Genomic DNA, 19,949 nt, shown 5'->3' with positions numbered 1-19,949 from the left:
ATGACCACGACGTCCGTTGCCGCGTTGCCGGCAATCGCCGAGGTGCTGCCGCACGCCGGCGGGATGCGCTTGCTGGATGAGCTGTTGCGCGCCGATGAGGAACACGCGGCTGCGCGCACCACGGTGCGCGCCACCCAGCTGTTTGTCGATGAGTCCGGCATGCCGGGCTGGGTCGGCATCGAATACATGGCGCAGACCATCGCCGCCTGGGCCGGCGCGCAGGACTGGCGTGCCGGGCGGGCGCCGGGCATCGGTTTCCTGCTTGGCTCGCGGCGCTACGAATGCGATGTGCCGGCGTTCCCGGTGGGCAGCGTGCTGACCATACAAGTGCGCGCCGAGCTGGTCGGTGACAACGGGCTCGGCATGTTTGCCTGCTCGCTGTCGCTGGGCGAGCGCGAAGTGGCGCGCGCCAACGTTTCCGTTTTCCAGCCTGCCGACGCGCAGGCTTTCTTGCAAGGACAACAACCATGACGAACCGAACCGTGCTCGTCACAGGGTCTTCGCGCGGCATCGGCCGCGCCATCGCGCTGCGCATGGCGCGCGAGGGCTACGATGTGGTGGTGCATTGCCGCTCCCGGCGCGATGAAGCCGAATCGGTGGCCGATGCGATCCGCGCCCTGGGCCGCACCGCGCGCGTGCTTTGTTTCGACGTCAGCCAGCGGGAGCAGGCCGCGGCCGCGCTGCTGGCCGATATCGAAACCCATGGCTGCTACTACGGTGTGGTCTGCAATGCGGGCATTGCGCGCGATGCGGCGTTCCCGGTCATGACCGGGGCAGAGTGGGACGAGGTGATCCACACCAACCTGGACGCCTTCTACAACGTGCTCAACCCGTTGGTGATGCCCATGGTGCAGCGGCGCAAGCCGGGCCGCATCGTCACGCTGTCCTCGGTGTCGGGGCTGGTGGGCAACCGGGGCCAGACCAACTACAGCGCGGCCAAGGCCGGCGTGATCGGCGCCACCAAGGCGCTGGCCATCGAGCTGGCCAAGCGCGCTATTACCGTCAATTGCGTGGCCCCCGGCCTGATCGATACGGAGATGGTCGACGAACACGTGCTGGAGGAAGCCTTGCGCATGATCCCGGCACGCCGCATGGGCACGCCGGACGAGGTGGCTGCCACCGTGGCGTTCCTGATGTCCGCCGATGCGGGCTATATCACCCGGCAGGTGATTTCGGTCAACGGGGGGATGTTCGGATGAAGCGAGTCGTCATTACCGGAGCCGGCGCAGTCTGCTCGCTGGGCAACGACTGGGCGAGCGTGCGCGAGCGCCTGGCCAGCGGCCGCAACGCGGTCGTGCGGATGCCGGAGTGGGCCGTCTACAAGGGTCTCAACACGCAGCTTGCGGCACCTGTGCCGCCGTTCGCGCTGCCGGCGCATTACACCCGCAAGGTCACGCGGGCCATGGGCCGCGTGGCCGTGATGTCGGTGCTGGCCAGCGAGGCCGCCTTGCGCGATGCGGGGCTGCTTGGCGATCCGCTGGTCGCAAGCGGCAAGCTCGGCATTGCCTACGGCTCGTCCACCGGCACGCCGTCGGCCGTGGCCGATTTTGGCCGCATGATGATCGATCGCACCACCGAGGACGTCAGCGCTACCACCTACATCCGCATGATGCCGCATACCACGGCGGTGAACATCGGCGTGTTCTTCGGCATTACCGGGCGCATCCTCACCACCTCCAGCGCCTGCACCTCGGGCAGCCAGGGCATCGGCTACGCTTACGAAACCATCCGCAGCGGCCGGCAGGTGGCCATGCTGGCGGGCGGCGCCGAGGAGCTGGATCCCACCGAGGCCGCCGTGTTCGATACGCTGTTTGCCACCAGCACCTGCAACGATGCGCCGCATAGCACGCCGCGCCCGTTCGACAGCGAGCGCGACGGCCTGGTGCTGGGCGAGGGTGCCGGCACGCTGGTGCTGGAGGAGCTGGAGCACGCGCTGGCGCGCGGCGCGCACATCCTGGCCGAGATTGTCGGTTTTGGCACCAACAGCGACGGCGCCCACGTGACCCAGCCCAAGGCGGACACCATGGCGCAGGCCATGCGCCTGGCGCTGGAGGATGCCGGCCTGCCGGCCTCGGCGATCGGCTACGTCAATGCCCACGGCACCGCCACCGACCAGGGCGATATCGCCGAGTCCCATGCCACCCGCGAGGTGCTGGGCGACGCGGTGCCGGTGAGTTCGCTCAAGAGCTATATGGGCCATACGCTAGGCGCCTGCGGCGCACTCGAGGCGTGGATGACGGTCGAGATGATGCGCGACGGCTGGTTTTCGCCCACCATCAACCTGGCCAACCCGGACCCGCGCTGTGCCTCCCTTGACTACATCATGGGCGAGGGCAGGCGGCTCGACATCGATCATGCGATGAGCAACAATTTTGCCTTTGGCGGCATCAACACGTCGCTGGTGTTCCGCCGCTGGCGTTGATCTGCCAGTACTACCGCGCCTTTTCCTTATCGATAAAATCAACAACGCCAACAACATCAACAACACCAAGAAAGGAAGGTCAATGAAGCACGCTCTCTCCATCCTGGCCGCAACCGCCTCGGCCGCCATGCTGTTGTCCACGCCCGCCGCGGCGCGCGATACCAAGTACATGCTGCCGTTCCAGGAAGTACTGGATATGCCGGAAGCCCAGGAAAAGCTAGATGGCTCGGTCAAGTTCTTCCTGGCGGGACAGAAGAAGCCCAAGGTCCTGGAGACCAAGGATAGCGATGTGTCCAACCGCAAGACCAACAGCTTCGGCAAGAGCGATGAAGAGGCCTGCCGCTGGGCCGCGCTGTCCGCGCTGATCGCGTTCCAGGACAAGGCCAAGACGCTCGGCGCCAATGCCGTGGTCGACGTGGTGAGCTACTACAAGAAGGACTCGGTCGCCAGCCCGACCGAGTACGAATGCCACGCCGGCGCCGTGGTGGCCGGTGTGGCGCTCAAGGGCACGTACGCCAAGGTGGCGGGCAAGTAAGGCCGCGCGCCGCACCACGCCATGCCGGCCGCCCCGATTCACGTTCGCGTTGCGTCGGTAGCTGGCCTGGCCGGACAGGTCCCGCCCGCCAGGCAATGGCTGGGCGCGGACGAAGCGCGGCGCCTGGACGCCCTGCAGGCCGGCCAGCGCGCCGCCCAGTTCGTGGCCGGGCGCTGGATCGCGCGCCAGTTGCTGGCGCAAGCTTACGGCGGCGGCTGGCAGGACTGGACGCTGACCGCCGCGCCGGACAGCCCGCCGCGGGCCGTCGGGCCTGTGCCCGCTTTTCTCTCCCTCTCCCATTCCGGCGACCACGTCGCCTGTGCCGTCGGGCTGGAATCGCTCGGGTTGGACATCGAGCGCGTGCTGCCGCGCAAAGGGCTGGACGCGCTGGTGCTTGCGGTCAGCAGCGAAGCCGAGCGCGCCGCCTTGCCGGCATTGCGCCCGGGCGGCGATCCGGCGGCGCAACGCGAGGCCTTCTTCCAGCTCTGGACCTTGAAGGAAGCCTGGCTCAAGCGCGGCGGCGGGGGCCTGTTCCAGACCATGCTCGGGCAGGCGGTGGCGGTGTCGCCGGCGGCCAGCCCGGCCACCGCCAATGCTTGCAGCTGGCGCCACGGCGACGCTGTGCTGGCGATCCACGCCGCGCCCGCTATCTCGTTGTCGGATACCGTGCCTGCGGGCCTGCGCTACTGGTGCCTGGCGCCAGCGGCGGATGCGCCCTGAGCATCACGTCATCGAGGGCACCATCCACGCCACTTCCGGTACGTGCGGCCGGTGTCGGGGTAAGCCCGGATGCCCGTCATTACCCCGCGGCGGGCAACACATCTCTTGGCACGCCTTCGGTTAGACTTAGCCCTTGGTTTCGTCCTCCCGCCCACGCAGTCGGCTAATCGAGATACCAGTCTTGCAAGGAGAAGTCCCCCATGCATGCAGTTCCGTTGCTAGATAGCAGTGCCAACGATAGCGATAGCCCCACCGAAGTCCCGCTGCGCGACCTGCGCCGCGTCACCATTCATCCCGATCACTGGTATCCCCTGGCCTGGTCGCGCGAGGTCAAGCGCGGCAAGGCGCATGGCGTGCGTTTTGCCGGGGAGCCGATTGTGCTGGTGCGCACGGCGTCCGGCGCGGTGTTCGCGCTCGAAGATCGTTGCGCGCACCGGCAGGTGCCGTTGCATGCGGGCGTGGTCGAAGGCGAATCGATCCGTTGCTGCTATCACGGCTGGACCTATGACTGCACCGGCCGCTGCATCGATGTGCCTTACCTGGGCCGCGAGCGCTTGCCCAACGGCGTGCGCTCCTACCCCTGCCGCGAGGTGGAAGGGCTGATCTTCGTGTTCCCCGGCAGCGCGGTGCTGGCCGACGAAACCCCGTTGCCCAGCCTGGGCTCGGTGGCCAACAAGGCCTACAAGACGCGGCGTTTTGGCCGCGAGGTCAAATGCCATTACTCGTTCATGCACGAGAACCTGATGGACATGAACCATCAGTTCCTGCACCGGCGGCAGATGGGGCAGATGCGCGCCAGCTCGCTGGGCCGCCGGCGCGGCGACGGATGGGTTGAGGTGGACTACACCTTCGCTCGCGAGCAAGGCAAGCAGCCGGTGGGCGAAGCGCTGGTGTTCGGCGGCGGCAACAAGGGCAGCAAGGGCGGGCAAGGAGGCAAGGACGTGATGACGGTCCGCACCCTGTATCCGTACCAGACCCTGCAGATCCGCACCTCGGATGCCACGCTGGTGATGGACCTGTGGATCGTCTACGTGCCGCTCGACGCCGAGCAGCGCACCAACCGCACGTTCGGGCTGCTGTCGATCAAGAAGCCCGGCATTCCCGGCATACTGGATCTGGCCTGGCCGCTGCTGGTGTGGTTTACCGAGCGGATCTTCAAAGAGGACCGCTGGATCGTCGAGAGCGAGCAGGCGGCGCACGACGAGCAGGGCGCCGACTGGAACCAGGAGGTGTTTCCGGTCATCAACGAACTGCGCGACCTGCTGCGCGAATGCGGCATGCCGGAAGCGTCGGCCGGGAGCTGACGGCGGATAGGCGGATAGGCGGATAGCCTGATCGCTATTGCGAGAACCGGCTGCGCTCGTCGCGCTCGAGTGCGGAGCAGGCCGTCCTGAGGATGGCCGAGAACCGCGTCAGCGCGGGCTCGATGCGGTACGCCGGCCCGGCAATGGAAATCCCGTAGCATTCTCCCGACAGCCGCACCGGCCAGGCCAGCGCGCCAACATCGGGCAGCGACTCGCCCAGGTTGATGAAGCAGCCTTGCTCGGCGGACTTCTTCAGCTCGGCTTCCAGCTGCGCCGCGTTGGCTACCGTGCGTGGCGTGAAGCGCTCGAAGCTGAGCTGCGCGATCAGCGCGCTGCGCTCGTCCTCGGGCATGACGGACAGCAAGGCCTTGCCGATCGAGTTCGCATGGAGCTCACGCCGCTCGCCTGCGGTGGCGATATAGCGGATCGCATGCGGGGATTCGAGCACGTCCAGGTACACCACCCACCGGCCTTCATGCAGCTTGCCGATCACCACGGTCTCGCCGGTGGCGGCACGCAGCTCGTTCATGGTGCCGTGCACCCGGTCCAGCACCGGGTCGTGCCGCGCGATCTGCTGCGCCATGGCCAGCAGGCGGCCTGTGGGGTAATAGCCCTGGCGGCGGCCGGTCTCGTACAGGTAACCCAGCGAGGTCAGGGTGCGGATCAGCGCCAGGCAGCTCGATGCCGGCACCGCCAGCAACCGGGCCAGCTCCGATAGCGACAGCGCGCGCCGCTCGCGCGCGAAGGTTTCGATGATCTCGAGTACGCGCAACGCCGTCTTCACGTTCATCGGCGGCGCTTTGTTGTCGTTGGCGGTCATGAGTGGGGCAGGCCGGGATTGGCCGGAAGAGAAGCACTCATCATAGTCGATCGTCCCATGGTCCCCGTGACCGACCGCGCAGCCCACCATCAGGCCGTTGCCCACGGCGGCAATGCGGTAGGTGGCAATCAACTTGATCAGCCACAGTCAAGCGTCCGGGGGCAGGCGGGAAGCCAAGGTGCGGTTTACCTTTCCGAGGGCGGATCAAGTCAGGAGGGATGCGTTAGGAAAAATGCGTTTGGACGGGTGCCGCAAAGGCTGCAGCGTCTCTGCATCCCTGATGCGCGAGATTGCAGACTCTGCCGGGGCTGCCAGGAAATTTTCGTTTTGTGCGTAAAAAGGCATTCCGAATCCATTGCCGAGGTGGTTGAGGCGCCGCGGGCTGGCTGAAACAGTTGACTAGTTTTTTCATAGGTATAAAATAACTTTCACAAACATGAAAAACAGCCGGGCATCACAGCCGCCCTCATGGGGTCGCGGCGAAGCCGGCATGGAGACTGCAATGACCCCCTCGTCGTCCTCACCGAACTACTTTGTCCGTGCCGAAGACGTGCCCGGCTACCACCCGGCCAATCATGTCGGCACGCTGAACCGCCGCATCATCGGCCGCGAGAACGTCGGCGCTACCCAGCTAGAAGTCATCCACGGCACCATCGAGCGCGGCAAAGGCGCCTTGCCTCATGCGCATCCCGGCATCGAGCAGGTCTGCTATGTGCTGGAGGGCAGGGCGCGCGCCGAGGTGAACGGGCAATCGCGCGAGCTTGGCCCCGGCGATTGCTGCTTCTTCCCGGCCGAGGCCATGCATGTGTTCACGGTGATCAGTGACGAGCCCGTGAAGCTGCTGGTGATCTACGCCCCGCCTTACGAGGAATCCCCGGAGCGCGTGATCCGTCCCGCCTGAGGAACGCTGCCGAGCGCCGCCATTCCGCCTGGGTGCCCGCACCCGATACGACGTTTGTTGTTCAAGCCTGGTAGGAGATTCCGATGACACCGTCTTCCCGACGCCGTTTGCTCGCTTGCGCCGCTATCTGGAGCGTCATGCCCGCATTGGCGTGGAGCAGCACCTATCCCGCCAAGCCGATCCGCATGGTGGTGCCTTTCGCGCCGGGCGGCGCCTCCGACGTGGTCGCGCGGCTGGTGTCGCAGAGGCTGGCGGAGGCCTTGAAGCAACCGGTGGTGGTGGAGAACCGCCCCGGCGCCAATGGCATCATCGGCACCGATATGGTCGCGCGTGCCGCCCCCGATGGCTATACGCTGCTGCTCAACACCGCTGGCGCGCAGACGCTCAGCCCCGTGCTGTACAAGGCAGGTTACGAGCCGCTGAAGAGCTTTGTGCCCATCAGCCTGATCAGCAGCATCGGCTTTGTGATGGTGGTGCACCCCTCGGTGCCGGCCAAGACCGTGCAGGAGTTCGTCACGCTGGCCCGCGCCAAGAGCCGTCCGCTGAGCCTGTCGGCTGGCAGCAGCATGATCGAGCTGATCGGGGAGACATTCAAATCCACCGTCGGCACGCCGGACGTGGTCAGTGTGTCGTACCGGGGCACCGGCCCGCAGATGCAGGCCGTGGTGGCGGGCGAGGTCGACATGACCATCGATCCCTTCAATTCGATGGCGATGATCCGGGCCGGCAGGCTGCGCCCGCTGGCCGTGCTGTCGCCCAAGCGCTCGCCGGCGCTGCCCGATGTGCCGACCATGCAGGAGGCGGGGATCCAGGGCATGAACTTCAATTCCTGGGCCGGGCTGCTGGCACCGGCAGGCACGCCCAAGGAAATCGTCACCCGGCTGAACCAGGAAATCGTGCGGATCGTCGCGATGCCGGATATCAAGGAGCGCCTTGCCGCCATCGACTATGAGGCCGTGGGCAGCACGCCCGAGCAGTTCGCCGCCATCATTGCCGACGACGCCGCGCGCTGGGCCAAGCTGGTCAAGGACACGAACTACAAAGAGAAGACCGCGCGGTGAGGCGGCATGGTGCCCGGGGGGCATCGCAAAGACAAAGCTAACAAAGCTAACAAAGCTAATCCACGACAACGAGATAGCTAGCCCAAAAAACAGGAGACAACACGATGCCAAGCCTCACCACGCTGCTGCGCGCGGCGCTGCCATTGCTGAGCCTCGCCACGGCGCCGTTCGCGGCGGCGGCCGACGCTTATCCCAGCAAGCCGATCCGCATGGTGGTGCCGTTCGCCGCCGGCAGCGGCACCGACGCGGTGGCCCGCATCACCGCCAAGGAGCTCGGCGATGCGCTCAAGACCAATGTGGTGGTGGACAACCGCCCCGGGGCAAACGGCGCGATTGCTGCCGAGATCGTCGCGCAGGCCGCGCCGGACGGCTACACGCTGTTCATGACCACCAACACGACCCATTCGGCCAACCCTTCGCTGATGAAGAAGCTGCCGTACGACCCGATCCGCGACTTCACGCCGGTGGCGCGCATGGGAAACCTGCCGTTCATGCTGGTGGTCAACCCGAAGCTGCCGGTCAAGACCGTGGCGGAGCTGATCGCCTATGCGCGCACGCATCCGGGCATGTCTTACGCCAGCGGCAACAGCACCGGCATCGTGTCGGGCGCCACGCTCGGGCGCATGGCCGGGCTGGACTTGCTGCACGTGCCATACAAGAGCACGCCGCCGGCCATGACCGATGTGATCGCGGGGCAGGTGCCGATGATGTTTGTCGACGTGGCGGCCGGCATTGCCAACGTGAAGGCGGGCAAGCTGCACGCGCTGGCCGTGACCACCGCGCAGCGCAGCCGGCTGCTGCCGGAACTGCCGCCGCTGGCCGACACGCCTGAGCTGAAAGGCTTCGACATTACGTCCTGGAATGGCGTGTTCGCGCCGGCGAAGGCGCCCGCGGAGGTGGTCGAGCGGCTCAACCGCGAGCTGTCGCGCATCGCCGCCAGCAAGGAAGTCGCCCCGCGCTTCGAGGCGCTGGGCTTTGAGGCATTCGGGCAATCGCCCAAGCAGTTCTCCGGCTTTGTGGCCGGCGAGCTGGTCAAGTGGACCAAGCTGGTCAAGGACGCTGGCATCCAGCCGGAATGAGGTAGGGCATGAACTTTGAAAGAACCCCCGAGCAGCGCGCCATCGTCGAAGCGGTGACGCAGCTATGCAGCGACTTCGGCGCCGACTACTGGTCGGGGCTGGACGACGAAGGCAAGTTTCCCCATGCCTTCCACCAGGCCATGGCGCAGGCGGGCTGGCTCGGCATCGCGATGCCGGAGGCGTACGGCGGCGCCGGCCTGGGCATTACCGAGGCGGCGCTGATCATGCAGACGGTGTCGGCGTCCGGCGCGGGTTTCTCCGGCGCGTCGGCCATCCATATGAATGTGTTTGGCCTCAACCCGGTGGTGGTGTTCGGCAACGATCGCCAGAAGGAGGCGGCGCTGGCGCCGCTGATCGCCGGGACCGAGAAGGCCTGCTTTGCCGTGACGGAGCCCGACGCGGGGCTGGATACCACCCATCTCAAGACCCAGGCGGTGTTGTCGGCGGATGGGGCGAGCTATCGCGTGGACGGCCGCAAGATCTGGATCTCCACCGCGCAGGTGGCCGACCGCATGCTGCTGCTGGCCCGCACCACGCCGCTGGACAAGGTGGCCAAGCCGACGCAGGGCCTGAGCCTGTTCTACACGGCGCTGGACCGCAAGCACATCGAGGTGCGCGAGATCCACAAGATGGGGCGCGCCGCGGTGGACTCGAACATGCTCTTTATCGACGGGCTGACGGTGCCGGTGGCCGACCGCATCGGGGAAGAAGGGCGCGGCTTCGAATACATCCTGCACGGCCTCAACCCCGAGCGCATCCTGATTGCCGCCGAAGCCGTCGGCCTTGGCCGCGTGGCGCTGGAAGCGGCAACGCGCTATGCGAAGGAGCGCACGGTGTTCGGGCGCCCGATTGGCCAGAACCAGGGCATCCAGCATCCGCTGGCGCAAGCGTGGATGGCGCTGGAGGCCGCCGACATGATGGTGTGGAAAGCGGCCTGGCTGTATGACAACGGCAAGCCCTGCGGGGCCGAAGCCAATACCGCCAAGTACCTCGCGGCGGAGGCCGCGCACCAGGCCTGCCAGACCGCGGTCCTGACATTGGGCGGCATGGGCTATGCGCGTGAGTACCAGGTGGAGCGTTACCTGCGCGAGTCGTATATCCCGCGCATTGCCCCGGTCAGCGCGCAGCTCATCATGTGCCATATCGCCGAGCGCGTGCTGGGTTTGCCGAAGTCGTATTGAACTCGCTCTTGATGCATTGCCCGCCAATCCGTGCGGCGGCGCTGTCATTCTTTCAGCGATGAAAATAATAAAAAAACGCGCCGCATCTTCATGCGGCGCGTTTTTTAATCCGAGGCATTGACGGCTGCTTACTTGCCCAGTTCGTGACCGATGATGCCGCCTGCCACCGCACCGCCGATGGTGCCCGCGGTGCTGCCGTGCGACAGTTCATGGCCTGCCACACCGCCAGCCACGGCGCCGGTAGCGGTACAACCGTTCAATCCGAACAGAAGCGCTGCGCTCGCGATGAGCGCGCTTGCCAGTCTCAACATAGTGGTCTCCTACGTGAATGATGCTGCACGGCGCGAACAGGCGCGCCTGCCATGCTGACAAGATAGCCGGGCGCGCCGTCCGGCCCAGCCAGACGGCCTCTGATATGGATGTAGGAATTGGATGACGCCGCGAGTGCGGTGTCAGGAAGGGTGCAACCGGGAAATGGGCGGCAGAGCGGGGCGACAGAACGGCCGGCGGTGCGGGCAGCGCACGTGCCCGGCAGCCGTTCGGTCAGCGCAGAATCAACGCAGGCGCTTGATCAGCGAGGAGGTATCGGCACGGCCGCAGCCGTCTTGCTGGAGGTCCGCGTAGAACTGGTCCACCACGGCGGTGACCGGCAGGCTGGCGCCGTTGCGGCGCGCCTCGTCCAGGCACAGGCCCAGATCCTTGCGCATCCAGTCCACCGCGAAGCCGAAATCGAACTTGCCTTCGATCATGGTGGGGCCGCGGTTTTCCAGCTGCCAGGAGCCGGCGGCGCCCTTGCTGATCACGTCCAGCACTACCTTCATGTCCAGCCCCGCGCGCTCGCCAAAGGCGATGGCTTCGGACAGGCCCTGCAGCAGGCCGGCGATGCAGATCTGGTTGACCATCTTGGCCAGCTGGCCCGCGCCGGCGCCACCAATGCGGGTGACGGCGCGCCCATAGGCGCCCAGCACTGCCTCGATTCGACCGAACACGGCCTCGTCGGCGCCGCACATGACGGTCAGGATGCCCTTTTGCGCGCCGACTTCGCCGCCCGAGACGGGCGCGTCGACAAAGTGCAGGCCCCGCTCACTAGCCGCGGCATACAACTCGCGCGCCACATTGGCGCTGGCGGTGGTGTGGTCCACGAACACGCAGCCTGCCGGTGCGTTGCTGTAGGCGCCGTCCTTGCCAGTGAGGACCGAGCGCAGGTCATCGTCGTTGCCCACGCAGGAGCAGACCACTTCGGCGTCTTGCGCGGCCAGCGCCGGGGTGGCGGCCGACTTGCCGCCGAACGCGGCGACCCACTGCTCGGCCTTGGCAGCCGTGCGGTTGTAGACGGTGACCTGATGGCCCTTGGCGGCGAGATGGCCCGCCATGTGATAGCCCATGATACCCAGGCCGATAAATGCAACGCGCATGACTTGAATACTCCGAAGCCCGCGTTGGCGGCGGGCGAGTGTATGGGCAGGTGGGCAGCCCACCGAAGCCGGGAATGCTGCCATTCTTGCACTGCAACGTCAACAAGCGTTGCCGCGCGAAATTGTTGTGCGCACGCGCATGTCGGGGGCGGCGAGGCGGTCAACAACCGTCAGCGCACGCTGCGTTCGCTGACCGCTGCGCTTGCCCGGCCCACCGCCCGCCTGCCGGGCACGGCTGCCAGCAAGGCCTGGGTGTACGGATGGCGGGGCGCGCCGAACAGCGTGGCGGTATCCGCTTCTTCCACCACGCGCCCGTCCTTCATGACCGCCACCCGGTCGCAGACCTGGGCCGCCACGCGCAAATCGTGCGTGATCAGGATCAGCGACAAGCCGGTGCGCGCGCGCAGGTCGTCGAGCAGCGCCAGCACCTGTGCCTGCACCGAGACATCCAGCGCGGATACGGGCTCGTCCGCCACCAGCACGTCGGGCGACAGGGCCAGCGCCCGGGCCAGGCCGATGCGCTGGCGCTGGCCGCCGGAGAACTCGTGCGGATAGCGGTCGAGCGCGCTGGGATCCAGCCCTACCAGTTCGAACAGCTCGGCGGCGCGAAGGCGAGCCCGCAGCGGATGTTCCCCATGGATCAGCGGGCCCTGCGCGACCAGCTCGCCCACGCGGCGGCGTGGGTTGAGCGAGCCATACGGGTCCTGGAACACCATCTGGATGCGCCGGGCGCGCTGCCGGCGCTGCCCAGCACCGGCTGCCAGCAAATCGGCGCCATCGAGCCGCAAGCTGCCGCGATCCGGGTCGAGCAGGCCCACGAGGCAACGCGCAAGCGTGCTCTTGCCGGAGCCGCTCTCGCCCACGATGCCGAGCGCGCCGCCGCGCGGCAGCGCGAGCGATACCTGGTCGAGCGCCTGCACCTGGCGCCGTCCCCGGCCGAGCCAGCCGCCGCCGCGGTAGGTTTTGCCGATGCCGTCGATGGCGAGCAGCGTGCCACCCGTTTGCACGCGCGGTGGCGGCGGCTCCAGCGCGGGCACGGCGGCCAGAAGCGCTTGGGTGTAGGGATGCTGTGGCCGCGCCAGGATCTCGGCGGCCGGCCCGGTCTCCACCACCTCGCCTTGGCGCATGACCGCGATGCGGTCGGCAATCTCCGCCACCACGCCGAAGTCGTGCGTGATGAACAGCACCGCCGTGCCCTTGCGCTGCTGCAATTCGCGGATCAGCCGCAGGATCTGGGCCTGGGTGGTGACGTCGAGCGCAGTGGTGGGTTCATCGGCAATCAGCAAGCTGGGCTCGAGCGCCAGTGCCATGGCAATCATGGCGCGCTGGCGCTGCCCGCCTGACAGCGCATGCGGATAGGCGTCAGCGGCGGCAAGCGGCTGCGGGATCTGCACGTCTTCCAGCAGGCGCTGTACCTTGCGTGCGATCTCCGCCTTGGGTAACCGGGTGTGGGTGCGGAACACCTCGCCGATCTGGTCGCCGATGGTGCGCAGGGGATTGAGCGCCGTCATCGGCTCCTGGAAGATCATGCCGATGCGGGCGCCGCGTATGCGCCGCAGATCCGCCTCGGACAGCGCCGTCAGCTCGCGGCCTTCAAACAGGATGCGCCCGGCGCTGCGGCGCACGCCATCGGGCAGCAGCCCAAGCACGGCGCCGGCGGTCATGGATTTGCCGGAGCCGCTTTCGCCAACCACGCACAGGATTTCGCCTGGCGCCAGCGCCAGGCAGACGCCGTCTAGCGCGAGTGGGCGGTCGGCACCGGCGGGCAAGGCGACGCTGAGCGCGTCGATGCTGAGAAGGAAGGGCAAGGGTCCGCTCATGCGCGTTTCAGCCTGGGGTTGAGTGCGTCGTTCAAGCCTTGTCCCACCAGCGACACAGCCAGCACGGTGAGCAGGATGGCGATGCCGGGAATGGCCGAGACATACCACTGCGAACGCAGCACGCTTCGCCCGCCTCCGATCAGGTTGCCCCAGGAGGCCACGTTCGGGTCTGACAGGTTGAGAAAGGCCAGCGCGCTTTCCAGCAGGATGGCCAGCGCCATCACCACGCTGGCATACACCACCACTGGCGGCAGCGCGTTAGGCAGGATCTCGCGAAAGATGATCTGCAGGTCGCGCATGCCCAGCGCGCGGCAGGAGTGGACGAAGTCGCGGTTGCGCAGGGTCAGGAACTCGGCGCGCGTCAGCCGCGCGGTGGCGGGCCAGGACACCACGCCGATGGCCAGCGTCACAGTGGTGATGCCGGAGCCGAATACCGATACCAGCACCAGCAGCAGCAAGAAGCTGGGCAGCGTCTGGAAGCCTTCGGTCAGCCGCATCAGCAGGTTGTCGGCCCAGCCGCCGTAGTACCCCGCGAACGCGCCGATCAGGATGCCGATGGACACGGCAATCAGCGTGGCCACGAAGCCGATCAGCAGCGAGACGCGCGCGCCGTGAAAGATCTGGGCGGCGATGTCGCGCCCGGTCTGGTCAGTGCCTAGCCAGAAATGCGGGTCCTCCAGCGGCCACTGCAACGGGCGGCCGGCAAGGGAAAGCGGATCGGCGGGAAACACGGCCGAGGCGCACGCGGCCATGGCAATGACCGCCAGCAACACCAGCAGGCCAAAGGCTGCGGCCGGGTTGCGCAGGTAACGTCGGAGCAGCTTCATGCCTTGCGTTCGTGAAGGATGCGGGGGTCGAGCAGCGCATACAGCATGTCGACGATGAAATTGATGGCGATCACCAGCAGCGCGCTGATGAAGACGATGCCCAGCAGGGTGTTCAGGTCGCGCTGGACCACCGAGTCATAGGCCAGCCGGCCCAGCCCCGGCAACGCGAACACGCTTTCGATCACCACCGAGCCCCCCAGCATGGTGCCGAACTGCAGCCCGGCCAGCGTGAGCAGCGGCAGCAGCGCGTTGCGCAGCACATGGCGCACCAGCACGGCGTACTCGGACAGGCCCTTGGCGCGCGCGCTGCGCACGAAATCCAGCGTCAGCACCTCCAGCATCGACGCGCGCATGATGCGCAGGTAGATGGCCAGGTAGATCAGCGCCAGGGTCACGGTGGGCAGCACCAGGTGCCAGGCGATGTCGGCCAGGCGCGCCAGGCCCGTGTAGCCCGCGGCGACGTCCAGGTAGCCACCGGGCGGCAGCCACCCCAGGTGGATGGCGAACACCACGATGCCCATCAGGCCGAACCAGAACGATGGCGTGGCGTAGAACACCAGCCCGAGCATGGACACCAGCGTATCCGGCCAGCGGTCGGCCCGGTGCGCCGCGGCTACGCCCAGCGCAATGCCGCACACGGCGGCCAGCACCTGCGCGCAGCCCATCAGCAGCAGTGTGACGGGCAAGCGCTCCAGGATGACGGCGGCCACCGGCTTGCCGTAGATGGCGGAGTAGCCCAGGTCCAGATGCACCAGACGCCACAGGTAGCGGCCAAGCTGCACCGTGGTGGAGGCGTCAAGCCCGTAGAACTGCCGCAGCTGGCCGATGACGGCGGCATCCGCGCCGCCCATTTCGGCGACCAGGGCATCGACGGTGTCTCCCGGGGCGAATTGCAGCAGCAGGAACAGGCCGCACAGGATCAGCAGCAGCGAGGGCAGGCTGGCTGCCAGCCTGCGCAGGGCGAGTGACAAGATGCGCATGGCCTGCTCAGGCCGACAGCCAGGTGTCGTACCAACTGCTGGACGGCCAGCGCGGCGTGTTGTGGTCGTTGTGCACGCGCTTGCTGGTGATCGAGTAGAACTCGCGCTCCGTCACCATCCAGACCGGCAGCTCGTCATTGACCGCCTTGACCCACTCGGCATAGAGCGCCTTGCGCTTGGCCGGGTTGATCTCCGAGCCGGCGTCGTCGATCAGCTTGTCGACCTTGGCGGACTGCCAGCCGTACTGGTTGGTCCAGGGCGCGCCCTTGGGGCTGCCTGAGCGGTACCAGACGGTGGTCGAGACCGCGGGGTCGCCGCGGTACTGGTGCCAGCCGGTGGCAAGGTCGAAATTCCAGTCGCGGTACACGGTCGACAACGCGCCGGCGATGTCGAGTTGCTGCACGGTGACCTTGATGCCCACCTGCGCCAGCGACTGCTGCACGTAGGTGGCGAACAGTGGCACGTCTTCGCCGTTCTGGATCGGCACCAGCTTGAGCGTGAAGCGGTTGCCGTCGGCGCCGCGCTTGAAGCCGGCTTCGTCGAGCAGGGCTTCGGCGCGCTTGCGGTCGAACGGGTAGGGTTGCTTGCCGCCCGGATAGAACGACGAGGTCGAGGGAATCGGGCCGGTGGCTGGCTTGGCGGTGCCATACAGGAAATTCTTGATGAAGAAGTCGACATCGATGGCGTGCGCGATGGCGCGGCGCACGCGCACGTCCGACAGCTCCTTGCGGCGCACGTTGAACTCCAGCGTGTTGTTGTAGGAGTTGGCCTCCAGTCCCTTGGTGGACACCTTGAAGCGCCCATCCTTCTTGAACCGCTCAAGATCCGCCAGGCCGACATGCGAATAGGTGGTTAGCTGCGCCTCGCCGGTTTCGAGCGCGGCAGCCGCGGCGGACTTGTCGGTGATGATGCGCCACACCACGCGGTCCAGGTACGGCGCGGTCTTGCGCCAATATGCGGCATTGCGCTCGGCGATCACGAACTGGCCCCGTTCATACTGGGTGAAGCGGAACGGCCCCGTGCCGACCGGCGCGGTATTGGCGGGGTTCTCCAGCACGTTGGTGCCTTCGAACTTGTGGCGCGGCACCACGTAGCCAAGGTCGCACAGCGCGCGCAGCAGCAGCTCGATCGGCATCGGGCGCGAATAGCGGAATACCGCGGTCTGTGCGTTGGGGGTATCGACGGCATCGAGGTACAGGTGCAGCGCGGTGCCGTAGTTCAGGTGCTTCTTCCACAGCGCCATCGCGTTGTACTGCACGTCGGCCGAGGTGAAGGGCTTGCCGTCGTGCCAGGTCACGCCCTCGCGCAGCTTGAAGGTGATGGTCTTGCCGTCCGGTGAGCTGCTCCAGCTGGTGGCCAGCACGGGAGCGGGCTTGCCGCTGGCGTCCAGGTCCACCAGCGACTCGATGATCTTGCTGGACACCACGTAGACGCCGGTGGACGCGCGGAGCGCAGGGTTGAGGATGCGCTGCTCGCCGCCCAGCAGGACCGTCAGCACGCCGCCCTTGCGCGGCGTGTCGGCAGCCTGTGCCAGCAGCGTGCCCGGGAGGGAGGCGCCAGCGGCAAGGGCACCGGATTGAATCAGGAAGTCGCGTCGCGTCAGGGACATGGCAGGGGTTCCACAATAACCGAAGGAATGCTGGAAGCAGGGAGCACGAAGGCTGGACAGCCAGCGAGTGTAGGGGGCGCCGCTGCGCGAGGGAAACGCGCTTTTCGTCTAAGCAAAGACGTTGGCTGCGCGGCGCGCTGCGCACCCGGCGGGCGCGCGCGGCGCGCATATGCAAAGACGAAACGCGCAGTTGGGGATCGCGCCGTGCTCGCGTACGCTCGCCAACTGCTCGTTCCAACTGCTCGTTTATTCCAACGGAACCCCTCTCATGCCAAACCTGATCCCGCTGCTCGACCACGTGGTCGTCAATGTCCATGAAGGCCTGGACGGCGCCGCCAGCCGCTATCGCCGCCTGGGTTTCCAGCTGACGCCGCGCGGCCATCATTCGCTCGGGTCTAGCAACCACCTTGCGATCTTCGATACGGACTACCTGGAGCTGCTCGGCTTTGAAGCCGGCAAGGCGGCGACCGGCCGTGCGGACCTGCTGGCCGAGCCGGCTGGCCTGACCGGACTCGTCTTCAAGAGCGCCGACTCCACCGGCCTGCACCGCGAGATCCTGGCGCGCGGGCTGGAAGTGGAAGGGCCGCCGCGTGAGTTCACGCGCCCGGTCGAGCTGCCGGGCGCCACCGGCGAAGCGCGCTTTCGCACGGTGCGGCTGGCCGCGCACCTGGTGCCAAACGGACGCCTCTACTTTTGCCACCACTTCACGCCGGAACTGGTCTGGCGCGGGCACTGGCAGGCCCATCCCAACGGCGTGACCGGCGTGGCGCAATACGTGATCGCGGCCGCGGACCCGGCGCGCACCATCGGCCTGCTGTCGCGCTTGTTCGGCGCCGAGCACGTGAGCAAGGGTGCGCACGGCGAGCTGCTGCGCGCCGGCGGTGCGTCGGTGGTGGTGCTGACGCCGCAGGCGGCGGCGCGGCGCTTTGGCGCGAGCGTGCCGCCGCTGATTGATGGGCGCGACCGCATGGTGGCGCTGGTGCTGCGCACCACGGCGCTGGCAACGGCGCGCGCCGCGCTGGCGGCAGGCGAGATCCGCGGCGTCGAGGAGATTGACGGCCTGCTGGTGGTGCCACCTGCCGAGGCGGCGGGTGTCACCCTTGCCTTTACCGAATAAGCGCGGACGGTATAACGATGGATTTCACGGATTTCTACGCATGGCGTCGCCATCACCCAGCAGGCGGTGGACGGGCTGGCCGCCTGGTAGGTCCGGCGCGACCGGCTATTCGAACGATACCTGGCCGGAACCCGTCCGGCTGACGGCACGCTGGTGCGGCTTGCCGGCAACGATGATGTCGCCGGATCCCGTCAGCGCCACGCTGGCCGTATCCGACGCGTAGCCGAGGATGCGGCCCGAGCCGCTGACCTGCGCGTCCAGCCTCTGCGCGCGCAAGGCGCTGGCATCGACCTCGCCGGAGCCGGAGATCGCGGCGCGCACGCTGCCCACGGTGCCCTCGGCAACGATCGAGCCGGAGCCGGACAGGCGCAGGTCGATGGATGCCTCGTGCAGGCCGGACGCACGCAGGGTGCCGGCGCCGGGAATGCTGACCGCCTGGAGCGAGGGCCCGGTAATGGCCACCCTGAGCGGCGCCGCGAGCACGACTGGCGCGCTCAGGCCAATCGTTAGCCTGCCGTTGTCCAGGCTGGTGAGCACCAGCGGCAGGATGTCCGCGGGGCCGGTGATGGAGACGGAGTACGCGCGCGCAACCGAGAACACCACATCGGCCGGGGCATTGAGCTGCACGCCGGAGAACGCGCCGACCATGCGCTGCTCGGTCTTCTCGGGGCCACCTCCCTTGGTGGCGTCATGGGAAGTCACCACCTGGCCATTGACGATGACGACACTGCTCCCGGACGTGCCCGAGGCGGAAATGCCGCTCTGGTTGATAACCACGGTGCTTGACTGAGCCAGCGCCATGCCGGCAAGGCAGGTGGATGCCAGCCAGGCAGCGCAAAGCAGGTTGATATGGGTCATGGCGATCCTTCGGGCTGGCGGGGCTCCTGGTGAAACGTGTACTTGTCCTTGCCGGTCCTCTTTGAATCATAGAGCGCTTCATCGGCTTTGATGAGCGCCTTGGTGAGCGTGTCGCCGCTGACCATGTGGGTGACGCCAATGCTGATGGTCACGGGGGGCTCCGATGGCGCATCCCGGATGCTGCGGCACAGCATGCCGATGCGGATTTCCGCCTCGGCGCGCGTCATCCCCTTGAGATAAATGCCGAACTCCTCTCCGCCCAGGCGCGCATACTGGCAGTCCCCCATCGCCAGCTTGATCCCCGCGGCCACGTGCTTTAGCACTGCGTCGCCCATGTCGTGGCCGTAGCGGTCATTGACCTTCTTGAAGTCGTCGATGTCCACCATCGCCAGGTAGTGGTCTTGCTCCGCGGCGGCGCGCGGCACCAGGCTGCCCACGTTGAGCATGAAGGCCCGGCGGTTGGGAATCTCGGTCAGCGCGTCCACATAAGCCTGCTGCAGCAGCAAGGCCTTGGCCATGACGAAGTTCTGCAGCTTCGCGCGCCGCAGCGTGATGAATGTGTACACCGTGATGCCGGTGAAATAGAGCGCGTAGCAGACGACCAGGATGCCTTTGAGTTCCAGCAGGTCCTGCGCCGCCATCATGGGAAAGAGCAGGACCCAGGCCAGCGCGATGACGCCGAAAAACGCCCTGGAGCTCAGCGGCAGCGTGGAGGCGCAGAACAGCACGCTGGCCGCCACCAGCATCGACCAGATCGGACGGGTGTCGTCCGGCGTGCCGTCCAGCACCAGGCGGGCACCTACGCAGAAGGCCACCACAAAGGCAAAGTTGAGAACCTGGAATTGTTGCGCGCGCCGCACGAAGGGCACGGCCGCGGTCAGCACCGACAACAGGGCAAGGTGGAAGATCGAATTGATCGTGAAACCCTGGCCCCCCTTGAAGCTGACCAGCAGATCGAACACGAGCCAGATCCCCACGCTGGCCGCGAAGGTCATGAGGCAAAAGCGCTGCAGCCTCTCGAATTCATGCTGGGCAAACTCCGCTTGCACCGGCGCCGGCACCGGCTTGTTCAGCAACTCTGACTCAACGGTGCGAAACATCATTCGACTTGCCTCTGGAAGGGGCGGATGGTCGGTGGGGCAGGGCAATGAATCCAGCGGCAATCATACAAGGACCAGAAGCGTGCGGGCGCCGGGCGCAGCGGTTTCACACGGGCGTTTGGACGCCCTGGCCGGGCACCGTGCGCAGCGCTCTTTTGCCGTCGCCGCGCTCGGTGGTGCGACGCTCACAGGCTTGCATG

At 67.0% G+C, this 19,949-nt stretch carries 20 protein-coding genes; 11 read left to right on the top strand and 9 right to left on the bottom strand.

From position 1 onward, the window contains the following. The 6 genes from ACX12D_RS26370 (at window position 1) to ACX12D_RS26345 (ending at window position 4,981) form a co-directional block, all read left to right on the top strand. Window positions 1-471 carry an ApeP family dehydratase gene (locus ACX12D_RS26370; protein ID WP_459376383.1) on the top strand — a complete coding sequence of 157 codons (471 nt, stop codon included), beginning with the start codon at window positions 1-3 and terminating at the stop codon, window positions 469-471. Further along, window positions 468-1,199, top strand: a complete 732-nt coding sequence (fabG, locus tag ACX12D_RS26365) for a 3-oxoacyl-ACP reductase FabG (RefSeq protein WP_459376382.1) — start codon at window positions 468-470, stop codon at window positions 1,197-1,199. Before ACX12D_RS26370 ends, fabG begins: the two co-directional genes overlap by 4 nt. Continuing rightward, window positions 1,196-2,422, top strand: coding sequence for a beta-ketoacyl-ACP synthase (locus tag ACX12D_RS26360; protein WP_459376381.1), 1,227 nt, complete (start codon window positions 1,196-1,198; stop codon window positions 2,420-2,422). Before fabG ends, ACX12D_RS26360 begins: the two co-directional genes overlap by 4 nt. An 82-nt stretch (window positions 2,423-2,504) precedes the next feature. Then, window positions 2,505-2,957, top strand: a complete 453-nt coding sequence (locus tag ACX12D_RS26355; RefSeq protein WP_459376380.1) for an excinuclease ATPase subunit — start codon at window positions 2,505-2,507, stop codon at window positions 2,955-2,957. 21 nt (window positions 2,958-2,978) lie between these two features. Then, entirely contained in the window at window positions 2,979-3,677 is a 699-nt protein-coding gene (locus ACX12D_RS26350; RefSeq protein WP_459376379.1) for a 4'-phosphopantetheinyl transferase family protein, read from the top strand. Window positions 3,678-3,877: 200 nt separating this feature from the next. After that, entirely contained in the window at window positions 3,878-4,981 is a 1,104-nt protein-coding gene (locus ACX12D_RS26345) for a Rieske 2Fe-2S domain-containing protein (RefSeq protein ID WP_459376378.1), read from the top strand. Window positions 4,982-5,015: 34 nt separating this feature from the next. On the opposite strand, the gene ACX12D_RS26340 is transcribed toward ACX12D_RS26345, so the two are convergent. Further along, window positions 5,016-5,771 (bottom strand): IclR family transcriptional regulator, encoded by a 756-nt coding sequence (locus ACX12D_RS26340; RefSeq protein WP_043358260.1) that lies wholly within the window; start codon window positions 5,769-5,771, stop codon window positions 5,016-5,018. Window positions 5,772-6,303: 532 nt separating this feature from the next. On the opposite strand from ACX12D_RS26340, the gene ACX12D_RS26335 reads away from it, so the two are divergent. The 4 genes from ACX12D_RS26335 (at window position 6,304) to ACX12D_RS26320 (ending at window position 10,023) form a co-directional block, all read left to right on the top strand. Beyond that, a complete protein-coding gene (locus ACX12D_RS26335) occupies window positions 6,304-6,702 on the top strand; it encodes a cupin domain-containing protein (RefSeq protein ID WP_459376377.1) in 399 nt (132 codons plus the stop codon). An 83-nt stretch (window positions 6,703-6,785) separates the two neighbouring features. Continuing rightward, window positions 6,786-7,763, top strand: coding sequence for a Bug family tripartite tricarboxylate transporter substrate binding protein (locus ACX12D_RS26330; protein ID WP_459376376.1), 978 nt, complete (start codon window positions 6,786-6,788; stop codon window positions 7,761-7,763). A gap of 104 nt (window positions 7,764-7,867) precedes the next feature. Further along, window positions 7,868-8,842 carry a Bug family tripartite tricarboxylate transporter substrate binding protein gene (locus ACX12D_RS26325; RefSeq protein ID WP_459376375.1) on the top strand — a complete coding sequence of 325 codons (975 nt, stop codon included), beginning with the start codon at window positions 7,868-7,870 and terminating at the stop codon, window positions 8,840-8,842. Window positions 8,843-8,850: 8 nt separating this feature from the next. Then, the gene (locus ACX12D_RS26320; protein ID WP_416052856.1) at window positions 8,851-10,023 is read left to right on the top strand and encodes an acyl-CoA dehydrogenase family protein; all 1,173 of its coding nucleotides are present in this window, start codon (window positions 8,851-8,853) and stop codon (window positions 10,021-10,023) included. Between the two features lie 128 nt (window positions 10,024-10,151). Here the strand turns inward: ACX12D_RS26320 and ACX12D_RS26315 are convergent, their stop codons facing one another. The 6 genes from ACX12D_RS26315 to ACX12D_RS26290 form a co-directional block, all read right to left on the bottom strand. Then, window positions 10,152-10,334 (bottom strand): glycine zipper 2TM domain-containing protein, encoded by a 183-nt coding sequence (locus ACX12D_RS26315; RefSeq protein WP_441637645.1) that lies wholly within the window; start codon window positions 10,332-10,334, stop codon window positions 10,152-10,154. Window positions 10,335-10,577: 243 nt separating this feature from the next. Then, window positions 10,578-11,438, bottom strand: a complete 861-nt coding sequence (locus ACX12D_RS26310; protein WP_459376374.1) for an NAD(P)-dependent oxidoreductase — start codon at window positions 11,436-11,438, stop codon at window positions 10,578-10,580. A gap of 170 nt (window positions 11,439-11,608) precedes the next feature. Continuing rightward, on the bottom strand, window positions 11,609-13,258 hold the full coding sequence (locus tag ACX12D_RS26305; RefSeq protein WP_459376373.1) for an ABC transporter ATP-binding protein: 1,650 nt from the start codon (window positions 13,256-13,258) through the stop codon (window positions 11,609-11,611). Continuing rightward, the gene (locus ACX12D_RS26300) at window positions 13,255-14,085 is read right to left on the bottom strand and encodes an ABC transporter permease (protein WP_416052853.1); all 831 of its coding nucleotides are present in this window, start codon (window positions 14,083-14,085) and stop codon (window positions 13,255-13,257) included. The genes ACX12D_RS26305 and ACX12D_RS26300 overlap by 4 nt, the downstream gene beginning before the upstream one ends. Then, window positions 14,082-15,065 carry an ABC transporter permease gene (locus tag ACX12D_RS26295; protein ID WP_459376372.1) on the bottom strand — a complete coding sequence of 328 codons (984 nt, stop codon included), beginning with the start codon at window positions 15,063-15,065 and terminating at the stop codon, window positions 14,082-14,084. The genes ACX12D_RS26300 and ACX12D_RS26295 overlap by 4 nt, the downstream gene beginning before the upstream one ends. Window positions 15,066-15,072: 7 nt before the next feature. Beyond that, entirely contained in the window at window positions 15,073-16,674 is a 1,602-nt protein-coding gene (locus ACX12D_RS26290) for an ABC transporter substrate-binding protein (protein ID WP_459376371.1), read from the bottom strand. Window positions 16,675-16,942: 268 nt separating this feature from the next. On the opposite strand from ACX12D_RS26290, the gene ACX12D_RS26285 reads away from it, so the two are divergent. Beyond that, window positions 16,943-17,791, top strand: coding sequence for a VOC family protein (locus ACX12D_RS26285; protein ID WP_459376370.1), 849 nt, complete (start codon window positions 16,943-16,945; stop codon window positions 17,789-17,791). Window positions 17,792-17,896: 105 nt separating this feature from the next. Here ACX12D_RS26285 and ACX12D_RS26280 read toward each other — a convergent pair whose 3' ends face one another. Further along, window positions 17,897-18,649: a head GIN domain-containing protein gene (locus ACX12D_RS26280; protein ID WP_459376369.1), complete on the bottom strand. Its 753-nt coding sequence runs from the start codon at window positions 18,647-18,649 to the stop codon at window positions 17,897-17,899. Then, a complete protein-coding gene (locus ACX12D_RS26275; RefSeq protein ID WP_459376367.1) occupies window positions 18,646-19,752 on the bottom strand; it encodes a GGDEF domain-containing protein in 1,107 nt (368 codons plus the stop codon). The genes ACX12D_RS26280 and ACX12D_RS26275 overlap by 4 nt, the downstream gene beginning before the upstream one ends. Window positions 19,753-19,949 lie beyond the last annotated feature (197 nt).

Source organism: Cupriavidus sp. PET2-C1 (assembly GCF_054515855.1).
This window is presented reverse-complemented; position numbering and strand designations above follow the sequence as displayed.